This window comes from Aetokthonos hydrillicola CCALA 1050, from assembly GCF_017591665.1.
In the GTDB taxonomy this organism is placed as follows: domain Bacteria; phylum Cyanobacteriota; class Cyanobacteriia; order Cyanobacteriales; family Nostocaceae; genus Aetokthonos; species Aetokthonos hydrillicola.
The window spans coordinates 86243-99834 of the sequence record NZ_JAAKGC010000015.1 but is presented as its reverse complement, the minus strand read 5'-3'; the positions used below and the strand labels follow the sequence as shown (position 1 = coordinate 99834).

Genomic DNA, 13592 nt, shown 5'->3' with positions numbered 1-13592 from the left:
GAGTTAAATAGATCTATTGTGATAGAGCGAGTCAATGGACAAGGCGGACGAGGTAGATGAATACGCACACCTTTGATAATCATTATGTTACTTGCCCAATTTGCCAGAAAAATACTAAGCCGAAGCCAATAAAAACGTGCATTGGGCTGTTTACCTGTCCTTATTGTCAGGAACGGTTAGTTGTTTCTCAAAGCGGTCATTACGTCCGCGACCCATTTACCTTTCGACAGATAATAATCTCATCGACCCTACGTCGTCAAAGCCGACCTCTAGCTAGGATTATAAGAGATTTTGCACTTTTTAAACGTCCTCTACTAGCTTTAGTTATAGGAAGTGTCATTTTCTTAAGTTTGTTTGCTGGGACTGAAAATAGTACAAGCCATGATCTACAACAACTTCCAACATCCGAGAAAATTAAGGAATAGGGGGTAGGGAGCTCTTAGCAGGGGGATCAGGGGACGCAGGGGACGCAGGAATTAGTCAAATCCCCAATGTCCAATGCCCCATGCCCCATGCCCCATGCCCTATCCCCCATGCCCCGTGCCCTTTGTAAGAAATGTCCAGCCAGAGGCTTGGTCAATGGGCTGGATATGCTTTAACTGGAGATTTTTGAGAGCAGTTTCATCAAGGAGGAAGTATAATTGCTCATTGGATGCCCAATACTTTTGTAGTTCATCAATAGAAGCAGGAATAACAACGCGATCGCTATAAAAATTTAAAGATGGACGCCGATAAGGAAAAGAGGTGTAAATTTTTCCTTGTGGTTTCGCATGTTCAATCATCGCAGCCACAGGCTTAACTGGATACGCTTCTCCTAATTCCCAAACCCAGTAGTTAGATTTTACAAATAGTAGTAACGAAATATAACTTCCCCATAAAAGAATCTTTAAGAATTGCTTATCATCTCGTTGCGCTAAAACAGTCGCTAGAACCATTGTGACTGCTAGTGATGCAGCAATCAATATTAAATCGGGTTTTGGCTGTTGAGCCCAACTAAAATAAATACCACCCCCAGATGCTACTACAGCAATAAGCGCTAAACTTACCACCCAAAAACGTGGGTAAGATGATACTGTTGGGGAAGTGTCAATTTCTGAGAGCTTGGCACCAATAGCTAAAGCTAAGCTAGGATAAATGGGGAATATGTACCAGGGAAGTTTGGTTTCCATACAGGAAACGACAACCAGGTAAACAACACTCCAAACAAGTACAAGTTTTGCCCAACTAAGATTTTTATTCTCCCAGGTTAATCGTAAACTTTCGGGTAAAAATATGAGCCAAGGCCAAGTATACTTAAGAATCTCTAATAAATAGTACCAGGGTGGGCCTTTATGACCTTCAACAGAATTCCAAACACGGCTGAGGGATTGATCCACCACCCCTATTGAAGTAGAAACTTGACCGTAATGCAACCATTGGGCATAATACCAAAAAGCTACAGGTACACTGCCGATAAGGATTGCTGACCACATATACCAACTTGTCAGCAGTCGTGGTGTATCCCAAAAAAGAAATATTAGTGCGATCGTGCCTAGCAATACACCCAATATACTTTTAGTTAGGCAAATTAACCCAAACCCAATGCCTATTCCTAAGCAATAGCGTAAATCTCGGCGCGATCGCAACACACATAGCATCATGATCATAAAAAAACATACGACCGCCCCATCTAACATTGCTAATCGTCCATGGCGAATCACTGGTAACATTGTTAGATAAACCAGCGCACTATATATTGCAGCTGAACGCCGACGAAAGATTTCTCGTGCAATGCAATACAGCAAGGGTACTGAGATGGCAGTTAACAGTGCTCCTGGTAACCGTGATGTCCACTCATTCACACCTCCCAAAGAATAAGACCAAGAGATCAGCAAGTGCATCAAGGGTGGTTTATTATGATAAGGCTCACCTTCCAGTGTTGGATAAAGCCAACGCATTGATCCAGCAGGTGCGCGCCAAATCTCCCGTGCAACTTGTGCTACAGTACCTTCATCCCAATCTCGTAAAGCTAATCCACCAAGATTGAATGTAAAAATTAACACTGCAGCGAAAAGCAGCCCCAATATCCACAATCGATCAATTCGTTTCTCGACTCGGCGGTACCGTTTCCTTAAAGGACTCCAAATAAAGCTTTCTTCTTGCATATTCTCAACTAATAATCCCGATTATAATGCAGATGACAAAGCAAACCGAATCAATACATACATTTGCAATTATCTTAATTGCTCTTTACTAACTGTCTAAAGCGCTTAGTCTTAATAAATTTTTATATTTAAGTTTCCGAAATTGCCACTGGCAAAAGTGGATCTATAAGTAATTTGATGGAGCAAGGGAATACACAACAAGAAAACCAAGTCAATACTTAATTATCTGTAAATACTTAAAATATTGTTTAGGTTAGCAGCTAGTCATATTTTGCTGGATAACAAGCATCAAAATGACTTGTAAGTAATTAAACAAAATTAAATTCATTGGTGGAGACTCTTAGCGGGAAATAAAAAAATAACTTGTATTTAACTCTATTTCAGTACTTAATAAGTAACTGGAAGTTTTTGTGTTCAAATACACACTTGTTTCAAGGTATATATATGCAGTACGTTCGTAGAAATAGCATAAATAACTTTCACTCAGGATTTTATTTGGCTGGTGGAATAATTTTATTAATTGTAGCGATTATTTTTCGACCCTTTGCTATTGTAAATGCAGGTCAAAGGGGCGTTGTCATGCGATTTGGCAAAGTTCAAAATCGCATTTTAGATGAAGGTATTCACTTTATCCTTCCGGTTGTTACAACAGTAAAAAGCCTCAATGTTCGTGTTCAACAGAACACTTTTCAAGCTGATGCTGCTTCTAAAGACCTACAAAAAGTCACTACAGAAATTGCTGTTAACTGGCATATAGACCCAAACAGAGCAAATAAGGTTTTTCAACAAGTAGGTGACGAACAGCAAATCATTACAGGAATATTAACTCCTGCAATTTCTGAAGTTTTGAAGGCAGCAACATCTAAAAAGACAGCCGAGGAAATTATCAGTCTCAGAACTGAATTAAAACAAGAAATTGACGTAAACTTAAAAAAACGTCTTGCCAGTTATGGTCTAATGGTTGACGATGTTTCTCTAGTAAATTTCTCATTTTCTCCAGAATTTAATAAAGCAATCGAAGCAAAACAAATAGCTGAACAAGAAGCTAAACAAGCAGAGTTTATTGCTAAAAAAGCAACTCAAGAAGCACAAGCAGAAATTAACCGAGCTAAAGGTCAAGCAGAAGCGCAAAAATTGCAAAGGCAAACTTTAACGCCGCAGTTGTTGCAGCAACAAGCGATCGCCAAATGGGATGGACGTTTTCCGACAGTCATTAGCGGTAACGGAACCCTGCCTTTAATTAACATTAATCCTACCAGTTTTGCTAATCAGCAAAAAGCGGAAAATCAATAGGGAAATGGGGCATGGGGCATAGGGCGCTTAGACAGTGAACAGTAAACAGTTATCAGTGTTCAAGGCTTAGATCGGGGTATTTTGCGTTGGGATAAACACATTATTCTTGACTGATAACTGATAACTGATAACTGTTTTCCTGCCCTATTATCTAAAAAATAAATCTAACCTGTAATTCCCAATCTTTATCTTTACGGAAAATTTCAATTTGCCGAATAAATTCTCGAAAATAAAATCGTCGTTCTGATTCAGACAAATCTAACCAGAATGCTGAAATAGATACTGATTTTGCCACAGAAATCAAATTTACTGGTGGAAGAGTTGCAAGTTTTGCTCGGAGTTCAGAAATTTCTGTACGAAGCTTGTATGCTCTTAATTTTGCTGTTTCTGGATCTAAAACGCCAATTTCTTGTAAAGCAGGTAATTGCTCAAGTATTTGTTGCTGATGCGCGATCGCTTCACTCACACTTTTCTTAACCGCATCCAACTGCGGAAAATTCATATCTGCTACTGCAAGAGGTAAATCTCGGCAAACTGCACTAATTGTATGTTCTAATACTTCTTGGTAAGGAATAGCGCGACACTTAGGTTGCTTAGTACAGCTAATAGGACGTAAATAAAGATACTCTTTCTCTTGCTTGCGGATAGTGACACGAGTAACCGTCATGTGTGACTGACACTCACCACAAACAACCAAGCCAGCAAGAGAACGAGGCGCACTTGCACTACGAGGTGGTAAACGACTGTTTCGACGCAAAAGCCGATCAACTTGTGCACCTTCTTCTCGCGAAATTATGGGAGCATGAGTATTAGAGATAATTTCATCATTATGATAAGCTGTATCCCCACGGTATACAGGATTAGTCAACCAACGACGACCAGTAGTAACAGAGATTTTTTTACCGTATTTTTTCGCTAAGTAACGAACTGCTCCTCGTAAGGAATTATAAAGGAGAAAATGTTCAAAAAAATCTTTGATTACTGGGGAAGTACTACGGTCAATAGTATATTTCCCTTTACCTCGACGATAACCATAGGGTGCTTTACCTGGAGGAGGTGCAGCATCAAGACGGTTACGAGCATGTCCTTGACGTATGCGGTTACTAGATTGCTGACGTTGGATTTCGCTCAGTAGTTTGAGCAAGTCAGCGCAAAGAGTAGTATTTTCTTGCGAAGAGTTATAACCTTGCTCAACAGCAATGAGCGTGATATTCATTGCTTGAAGTTGCGCGATCGCCTCGCTAACTTCCTCTACTGTATCCCCTAATTCTTGCAAACGACGGATCAGGACACAATTTGGTGATTCAATTTTACAGTCGTCGAAAAGTTGGTGGAGTTGCGATCGCTTCCCCAAATCTTGATAAACCCGATCTACTTCCTGTCCCCAATCAATAGAGCCAGGAATCTCTTCCAACAGAGGGTCAGTGTAAGTGTAAGCGAAAATTGTCATTACTCCCCCCAGAACAACAAATTTTACGGTGTTATATCTCTGGGGTGATACGCTGTTATTTCAGTGAAACGAGTAAAGTCATTAGTATTAAACGTAATAATATCAGTGACTCCATGAACACACATAGCAGCTACAAGACGTGTATCATGTACCTTAACCCCGGACACCCTGTACTCTACAATTAAACGTCTCCATTCAGGATGTTGGTATCTGCCATATAAGGCATTAGTCATGATTCCCGTATATACTTTCACGAGTAAACGCTTCTGGCGGTAAAACAGGTATTGCTAAAGCACGATTTGTCAGGAGTTTTATATCTTCTTCCCATTGTTTCGGATCAAAAAGAGGCTTTTTCTTTTGAGGGGTAAATTGTTTTTCTTCTGATCTGCCTGATGTGGAGTATGGTACGGATGAGCGATAAATATCCTGTTCAATCAAATCACGGATATAGGCGGCTCTGTCACCACCTTTGCGACGAGCCCGCTCATCAATCAGGTGTAGCAGAGGTTCGCTTATTCCCGTCACCAAGATGCTGTTGTCCATGCTATTGTTTCCCTATTCTCTATCCCCATTCTATCCCTGGCTGAGTTCAACAACATTACCATCTGGATCTTGGGTAAACAGCGCAGCGCGCCCAGAAGCACTAGTCTGGATCGGGTAGTTATAATCCAATAATTGCTGTTTAGCAGCATCTAAATCAGCAACAGCAAAAGCAAAGTGTGGGTTACGTCCCCATTTCTCCTCGTTTTGGAGTTTTGGTGTTCCTGGTGCGACAATCAAGTGAATCTGATAAGCACCAACTTGATACCATGCACCAGGGTATTTCAGAGAGCGATCAACTTTAGACAACCCTAAGACTGTTCCATAAAAATGCTCGGATTGTTCTAAATTGGTAACAAGAATAGCGGTGTGGAGACATTGAGTAATTTGCATAGCTTTTATTTATCCTTATACTCAACCCGGTACAATCAGTTATATTCGTACACCTTATTCAGAATAGAACGAACTACACCACTTTTACCCCGGCAAGCCAGAAAAAAGACATCACCTGTTAAGGTGCCATCTTTTTTTAAGTCGGATACGATTCGACTTAAATCATGTCCCATATATCCAGTAATGACAGCGACCAAATTGCAATTACTTATTTGAGCCTGTACATTACTACGATTTATATATGCCTGACTTGAAGGGGAAACCTCAACACAATTTTCTAAACCGTAGTTTTCCGATAATTCGCGGATAACCTCTCGCCGAGTTGCTTGGTGTCCACCGACTAGCGCCAGATGTACTGACGCTAAGTTCGGAGTTTTTGATACTGTTTTTTCATCTGATGTTAGTTCTATTTCTAAGCTAGTAGCTTCAGCACGTCGCTGTTCGCGATATTTAACAAGCTCATTAGCGTACTCATAGTTAAGAAAGAGTAAAGCACGTTTTAAATCTTCGAAGAAAGGTGCTTCAACTTCTCCATGACGTAACGCGTTATCTATTTCAGCGATAGCTAAGTCAAAGTAGTCGTTTTCTAAACTTTGACGTAATTTGGGTTGTAAATCTATGTAAACTTCAAGGTTTTCAAGTAATTCAAAATACTGAAGCGAACTTATTTTTCTTTGTTTAGTAGCAAAACTTCTTAAAATATCTAGTTCTTTGTGTAAAAATTACCATTTTTCTCGATTAGCAAGCCAGTCTAGCCAGTCAGCGTAAGCGTTAATAATTCCTTGCGTATTTTCAACCTTCTTCCATAGATCTAATCTGTCTTGTAATATTTCTTCTGCCTCTGGTAAATTTAGTATTTTTAACCCCGCCAAATTTACACATTCTTCATAATAATCAATCTTCTGGCTGTTAGAAATATCACCAAAACCGTCTAAATTGGCAACCCTTGCTATTAACGCTCTATCTTCCAATGTCAATTTTTCATAACCTACATCTAGCAGAATTTGATAAACCTCACCTGCCTTCACTGGATCGCCAACTGTAGCCCACAATTTTGCTAAGGGTAGCAGAATTTGAACTCTACGTTCGCCCTCCTGCCATGCCTTCTCTAAAAATTCTCTGGCTTGTGTTTTCTGACCTAAGTAATAAAGAGCGGCACCACGTAGTCCTGCTAATCCTGGCGACAACTCAGAAATAGCACTTGGTAATAATTCAATAACTTCTTGGAAACGTCGGCTAATTAACAGTAGTTCTGCGTGCCGTTGTTGAACTTCTTCTGTGTTTTCAGTAATTGACTGATATATTTGTAAAGCATATTCGGTATTATCGATTAATGCATAAGACTCAGCTAAAGCAAGTAGTACATTAGTGGCCTTTGGATATTTTGATTTAAGTTTCTCAAGTTGTAGAATACGTTCACCTGGTTCGATTTCTAATAACTGAACCAATGTTTCGTTGAGTGTAGCTCCTTCCGTTGTTGGTAGCGGTTCTTGAGAAACTAAGGACAATTGCAATAGTTTTCGTACCTCGTTTGCTTGGCGCAACCGCTCTAATTCAGGCAAAAATTCTTGTGCTAATGCTTGAACAGAACCTAATAACTCTTGTTCTTTTGTTTGTCGGTAATAGTGAAGATGAGCATTTACTAACTGCTCTACCAACCTTCCAGAAACAGGTAGGGCAAGAATACTCTTGTATTTAGCTTTACAAAGCTGGACTAATTGTTCATGCTGTTCTGTCTTGGTGTAAAGTGCAATTAATGTTCGCAGAGCATTGCTATCATTGACATCAGCTTGTCGAAGTAGGTTATCTTCAACTTCAGTAAGTCGTCCAGAGGTAATTTTTTGTTCAAGGATATTTGGGTTGATTTCTTGTACTGAAGTTATTGGGTTTACATAGTCATTATTTAATCGTTTGATAACTTTACGAAATAGAGTTTGCCATGATTTGAAGTCTTTTACACTTGGTTCTTTTTTGACAACACTAGCGTTGTTGAAAACGTCGATACTAGCTCGAATTTGTTGAATAGCCCCAGTGGCTTCATCTACAGTGGCATTCACATAAACAAAATGGGTATAGTCTTCATCAATTGAAGACATCAGACGAGATACTTTAAATCCAGCCTGTCTAAGTCCTCGATAAATTTCATCTGCTTGATTTGGACTACTACACCTTAAGCTTAGCCCTACTTGGTCACCGGTTCCCGATTTTGGATTGATTTTATATTGAAACAACATTACAGTGGCAACCCTTGTTCAAAATGCTTTGTGCAAATTTGCCGCAACTGAGCAATATTCCTTTCGTCGTGATAGTAAGTGTATAATTCGATGTTTTGATTGATTCCCCCTGCAGTCAAGTTGAGAGAACCGTCAACTGCTCCATAACGACCAACATATGCCTTGGCGTGCAGTTCTGATAATGTTCGTACCTGAATGCAATCGCTTTTGTGGCTAAGTTGCCTTAATAAAGGATGATATTCTTTATCACTACCTACTGTGATGTATACTTTACCTCCGTTGGCAGCAATTTGATGCAGAATGTCAAACAAGTGTAATGCTTCTTGCTTTGTGTCTACAATTTCCTGAAAAGAGACATAGTAGGGTTTTTCTAAACGGAAATTTGTTACCCAAGGTGAGACAACCCAAAACTCGTAATTGCCCTCTAGTTGGGATGCTAAAATCTCATTGAGCAGAAAGTTGTAAAGCATTGCTTGACCACTAGGTTGCAATTGCGTTGATTGCTTTGCCACTGGTAGAACCCCTTACTTAATAGGACGAACTGTTACTTCAATTACTGGTGCTTCGCTTGGTCTTAAGTCATTAGTGTAGATTGTTTGAATATCTGTAATCATTGGATAAACCATGCCGATATCTGTGTCAATACCTGCATCAGTTAAGTAGCTAATTGTGGTACAAAGAAATGCCAGCTTATCGCTTCTTATCCTTAAGTAGATCGTTTGACACCCATTTTCCAGCAACAGGCGCATTTGGTCACAGACACTGGTACTGGTTACGGCGTCATCTAATTCTATACTTTGATCTGCGCGAACCTGATTTAACCACTCTGCCAATAACGGACGGTTAAGAAGGTTACGGCTCAAACCTGGCGCTTCGATGTCCCCACTGCGATCATCTAAGCAACTTGAGCAGTTGCACCGGCAATTTAAAAGCATCCGACGTTCTACCCCTGCTTCAAATGCTTTACGTGCTTCATCAGGTAATGAAGCACCATATTCGACTTCGTAAATTTCAAGTAAACGTTTTAACTCTGGATACGGCTGTGGTTGTTCGTTACGCCTAGCTTTAACTATTTTCCGGTAAAGTAGCGCCGATGCTTCAGTAAAAGTAGGGTCACGTCCTAGCTGTTCAGTACATAAAGGAAGAAACTCATGATTGATTTCCCGAAAAATACGCCAGTTAACCAGAGATTCACCTTGGAGTTGCTGAGTGTAGTCGGGAATAAAAACCCTTAGTAAAGCTTTGAGTTGGGCTTGGCGCATAGGTACACTCAGTTGTAGGCGCACTTGTGCCATTAACTGCTCAATGTTCTTTTGGCGATCGCTAGATTTACCTGCTGTGATAATTTTGCTTACCCTAGTTGCACATTCTTCTAGCCAAGATGCGGGCTGCGCTAGTAAATGACGTAAAAAGGCTTCTTCTTGGGCAATGGTACAGCGAGTCATTTTGTTAGCGAGGGCTGTCCAGAATTTATCCGGTTGGTTACGTAGCAAATCGTGAGTTGCCCGCATTACACCAATACCTCCCATACCAATTTCGTACAACCAGATGCGATCAGCAGCCTTTCCCTCAAAGTCAGCGTGTAACTCAGTCCATGCTGCAACGTAGTTTAGTGCTTCAACACCTGCAACTTCTTGTGCTACAGACTTTAAAGCTTGAGTCAAACTATACTGAAAACTGTCGCGTAAGTATTGCTGATAGCGCAATCCACCGCTATGAATTTCAGCGTACAGGTTCAAAAATATTGATAAGTAATCATTCTCACTATTGATTAATTGGTAAACTGCTTGTTGATTTTTATCCGACAATTGCTGTATCCCGTTAATTACTTCTTGTAACCATCGGTCGAACTGATTGTTCCCACGGGTAAACCAATCACTTAGCCCTTCGGGTGTTCCTCCCTCTCCACCACACCATCTGTCTGCGATACTCAGCAGAACATCAACAAGATACTGAGCAGCAAAGTAGTTTGCCTGATATTCAACCGTAAGAACAGCAACAAAGGCATGGTGAATGGCATGATAACACAGATTTTTCCGTGTCGAAGCAGATAGTTGAAGCTTTGTTAATAAGTCAGGATTGAGGTCAAAACAAATTCCGTCCGTCAATATTTGATAGCCTAGAGCACAATTGCTTAGGCTGTCCTCATCTGCTGTAAAACCCAAGACTCCACGAATTTCTTCAGTTGATGAATTATGGAATTTAATAGTGTACTCACTTCCTAGAATAATTCGCCGCACGTCCAACAAATTAAGATTTGCAGTTTCGTCACTGTGAAAAACAATTCGTTGTATTAATTCTTGCCCTAATGGATCGCACATCACCGCAGAGTGACCATGCTTAAAAGTATATGCAGGTGTGGGAGTATCACGGACAGGGCGAATTTCTACCGCACCAATAGCATTAGCTGAACAAGAGTGAGCTAATGGTCGTGTATTTTGTGGTGCATTGTCAAATGTACGGCTTTCAGATAAGTCCCCTGTTTCTGGGTTACAGTGCCAAAATGATGAGTTATGATCTCGACTAAACTGCTTGGGGGTAATTGCAGTGGGACGATATAAATTCAATAAGTTAGTACTTTTTTTAGTAATGTTAACTTTTTTCAGCGCCCGTGTTGGCAAGTTAACTGTTTTAGGTCGTTCGTCAATTCGATTAAATTTATAGTACCTATTAATAGGTATTCGCGCGATTTCGCCATAAGAAATTTCTGGTGGTATCCAAGTTGAACCTTCACCACCACGAAATGTTACATTTCCTGGGATTGTTTCACTTACAGCCAAACTGATACTTTCAGAGTTAGACTTTTTATTTAGCTGGTTATTATCAGGACGGTAGTCAACTTGCACCTCTGGTAAATTGATGTCAGAGAATAAATTTTCAGGTAAATGCTTGGATAACAACTTTCTGGTTTTGACGTACTGCGTTTGTTCGTCTTCAAACTGAGCATTTACTCCTTTTATCAAGCCTTCGTAGAAGATTTGGCACAAAAATCCTTCTGATTCATCGTCAAGTACCTGTTTTATGGTATCGTCAGCTATTGCAAAAGTCTGTTTGAGATAATCTTTAAATTCCAGCAACACTCCGAAATCGACACTTTGCTCTAATAAATATTCGTATCCTGGCCGAGATAAATAATCAAGTTCTAGGTCGATTCCTGCAACACTTGCTCGATATGCTAACCAGTCGAAGAAGGCGTAAAATCCATGAATTCTTTGTAGGTAACGGTTTTGGGAATTGAGAGGTAGTTTTTGGAAAGTAGGATCTGTAAGTATATGTTCGTTACGAAACAAAAATAAATCAGTAGATTTATAGGGACTGAGTACTGTAACTACAATAGGTCGCGTTCCAACTTTCCGTCCTCCTCGACCTTTCCTCTGTACGAAGCTGGCGACGTTTGCAGGTGCAGTGTATTGAAGAACACACATTAATGCTTCGTCATCATAACCAACTTCTAATGCCGTTGTTGTAATTATTAAATCATCATCAGGCTCAATAGTAATCGAGCGATCGCTTCCTGTTTTCCGTATGATTTTTAGGGGTTGTGGACGTGCCTTATCTTTTTGGCACAGTACCCACCAGCACTCTCCTGCTTGGAAGTATGGGCAACTTAAATCTGGGTTACCAGACTTTTGGCAGTCACAGCCACAAGAAAAGTTCGAGCCAAAAAAGTTAGGAAAGAGTTCCCGATTGAATGGTGGATATCGATATATGTATAAGGGGATAAATTTAATATCCCAATCCCTAATTGGTGTATCTTGTGTTTTGTATCTTTTTCTTAAGACTTCTCGCATCTGAGTTTGCTCTGGCTTTACTTTCTCAGCATCTTCCATCTGGTATAGCCAGCGACCTGCAATGTCTAAAGACTGGACAAAGCCAAATGTTCGGTAGCGTTTTAAGCCTGAACCTATTGACGGTTGTGGCATTGTGTGAAGTACACACATTGCTGTTTGAATTAAAGTTGAAATTACAGCAGTATCTTCATTATCTTCAGCCCGAACGAATATATAGCGTTCGGCACCAATCGTTTGCATTTCATTTTCTTGAGGGTATACCCTTTTTATCCGAGTCACAGGTATACCAGATAACTCTGAAAGAAATTGAGCTGGCTCCGAAATAGTTGCACTCAGTCCTACAAATGCTAAATTACCTTGTTCCTTGCGAGCGTGGTTACCTAAACGAATCCTCGCCATCAATCGTCTTAGTAAAAGTGCTACTTGAGTCCCAGCAGTTGAAGTTTGTAGGTGAATTTCGTCTAACATCACCACAGAAGGCGCACAAAACTTATTATTACCAAATAAATATTGATATTTTGTCGATAGAAGCCGTCGATGAAGTGATTCTGTCGTGGCGATCAGCAAATCGGGCGGATGTTCTGCCATGACATCCCTAGAAAATTTTATAAAAGGATATCGTTTATTGCAGATAGGGCAAACTAAAGTTTTGGGATCTGCGGGAAGGACAAGCAGTCTTTGTTTATCATTTTTGCAAGCTTGGCCATCTGTTCCTACACAGTAAGCAAAGGGTGACAGATGACCTCCATATTCTTTGCTGGAAGCCCAGCCTCTTATTTGAGAAAGCCGTTTTTGTTGCTCCTCACTCGTGGCTTGAAACTCGTTGAGTTTGTAACTTGCTGCAGCACTTTCTACACCAATTGTCAATTGTGGAAGACTATTCTTTGCCAGGACTTGGTTGAGATAAAATAATATTTCGATAAAATCAGTAAGTTGATTTTCAGACAGCGCGACCCTTGGATAAATGCAAATAGCTTTTACCCCTTCTCGATCTCGCAAGCAGCGTTCTAGCAACATCTTAGCAAGTACGGGTAAAAAAAAGGCGTATGTTTTACCCGCTCCTGTACTGGCTGTAACTACAACGCCCTTTTCAATACCTTCTTGTGCTTTTAACTCGATTGCTTCAAGGATTGTTTCCAAAGTTCGTTGTTGGAAGCCACTCATCGTACGTAGCTTCTCTAGATGAGTATTAATAACTTCCAGTAGCAAATTTGCTGCCTGCCGTTGCTGTGCATTGCCACTAAGTAAAGGTGTCATGCATGTTTGTACTGGAATATTCCTTCTAGGTACGCGACGGGAAGCGACACTAAACTTTACGTCCGCCACTAAACGCTTGCTATTGCTGATGCGGTGGGCTACTTTGCGGTTATTGTCTTGAACAATTCTTTGGCGCAGTTTCGAGATCAACCTTACAGTCTCTGCAACTCGACTACGGAAAATCCACTCATCAGGAGACTCTACTTGGTTAAACCGGATAATTTGCAGGTCATTTGCAAGTTGGGCTAAAGCATTTCTGAGTGCTTCTGTTTTGTCTTCAGTAGCTAACTGGATGTCTTCAGAGGGTTTGAAATTGTCAATTACTTCAACACCCGCCATTGTTACATCGTAAATACCATAGGCAACTTGTTCTGCTTCACGTTGTTCAATGAACGTCAAAACTTCATCAGCCAGGCGTTTAATAGTCTCAGAGTCTAAGCTCATGGTCTTTGGGCTTTCAATAGATGAACATAGTCAGCCAGAATTGGCT

The 13592-nt window shown here is 40.4% G+C and carries 10 protein-coding genes; 2 read left to right on the top strand and 8 right to left on the bottom strand.

Features of this window, described 5'->3' with window-relative positions:
• Nucleotides 1-56 precede the first annotated feature (56 nt).
• Nucleotides 57-425, top strand: coding sequence for a hypothetical protein (locus G4P69_RS10445; protein ID WP_208340414.1), 369 nt, complete (start codon nucleotides 57-59; stop codon nucleotides 423-425).
• Between the two features lie 99 nt (nucleotides 426-524).
• Here the strand turns inward: G4P69_RS10445 and G4P69_RS10440 are convergent, their stop codons facing one another.
• Nucleotides 525-2144: an ArnT family glycosyltransferase gene (locus G4P69_RS10440; protein WP_208340413.1), complete on the bottom strand. Its 1620-nt coding sequence runs from the start codon at nucleotides 2142-2144 to the stop codon at nucleotides 525-527.
• 444 nt (nucleotides 2145-2588) lie between these two features.
• Between G4P69_RS10440 and G4P69_RS10435 the strand changes: the two genes are divergently transcribed.
• Complete coding sequence (locus tag G4P69_RS10435) at nucleotides 2589-3437, top strand: prohibitin family protein (RefSeq protein WP_208340412.1); 849 nt, start codon at nucleotides 2589-2591, stop codon at nucleotides 3435-3437.
• Between the two features lie 151 nt (nucleotides 3438-3588).
• Here G4P69_RS10435 and G4P69_RS10430 read toward each other — a convergent pair whose 3' ends face one another.
• From G4P69_RS10430 to G4P69_RS10400, 7 genes are all read right to left on the bottom strand, one after another.
• Complete coding sequence (locus G4P69_RS10430; protein ID WP_208340411.1) at nucleotides 3589-4887, bottom strand: recombinase family protein; 1299 nt, start codon at nucleotides 4885-4887, stop codon at nucleotides 3589-3591.
• A 23-nt stretch (nucleotides 4888-4910) separates the two neighbouring features.
• On the bottom strand, nucleotides 4911-5120 hold the full coding sequence (locus G4P69_RS10425; protein WP_208340410.1) for a hypothetical protein: 210 nt from the start codon (nucleotides 5118-5120) through the stop codon (nucleotides 4911-4913).
• Nucleotides 5113-5430 carry a hypothetical protein gene (locus G4P69_RS10420; RefSeq protein ID WP_208340409.1) on the bottom strand — a complete coding sequence of 106 codons (318 nt, stop codon included), beginning with the start codon at nucleotides 5428-5430 and terminating at the stop codon, nucleotides 5113-5115. The genes G4P69_RS10425 and G4P69_RS10420 overlap by 8 nt, the downstream gene beginning before the upstream one ends.
• A gap of 30 nt (nucleotides 5431-5460) precedes the next feature.
• Nucleotides 5461-5820 carry a VOC family protein gene (locus G4P69_RS10415; RefSeq protein ID WP_208340408.1) on the bottom strand — a complete coding sequence of 120 codons (360 nt, stop codon included), beginning with the start codon at nucleotides 5818-5820 and terminating at the stop codon, nucleotides 5461-5463.
• A gap of 722 nt (nucleotides 5821-6542) precedes the next feature.
• Nucleotides 6543-8054 carry a tetratricopeptide repeat protein gene (locus tag G4P69_RS10410; protein WP_208340407.1) on the bottom strand — a complete coding sequence of 504 codons (1512 nt, stop codon included), beginning with the start codon at nucleotides 8052-8054 and terminating at the stop codon, nucleotides 6543-6545.
• Complete coding sequence (locus G4P69_RS10405; protein ID WP_208340406.1) at nucleotides 8054-8566, bottom strand: phospholipase D-like domain-containing protein; 513 nt, start codon at nucleotides 8564-8566, stop codon at nucleotides 8054-8056. The genes G4P69_RS10410 and G4P69_RS10405 overlap by 1 nt, the downstream gene beginning before the upstream one ends.
• A 12-nt stretch (nucleotides 8567-8578) precedes the next feature.
• Complete coding sequence (locus G4P69_RS10400) at nucleotides 8579-13546, bottom strand: DEAD/DEAH box helicase (RefSeq protein WP_208340405.1); 4968 nt, start codon at nucleotides 13544-13546, stop codon at nucleotides 8579-8581.
• Nucleotides 13547-13592: the final 46 nt, after the last annotated feature.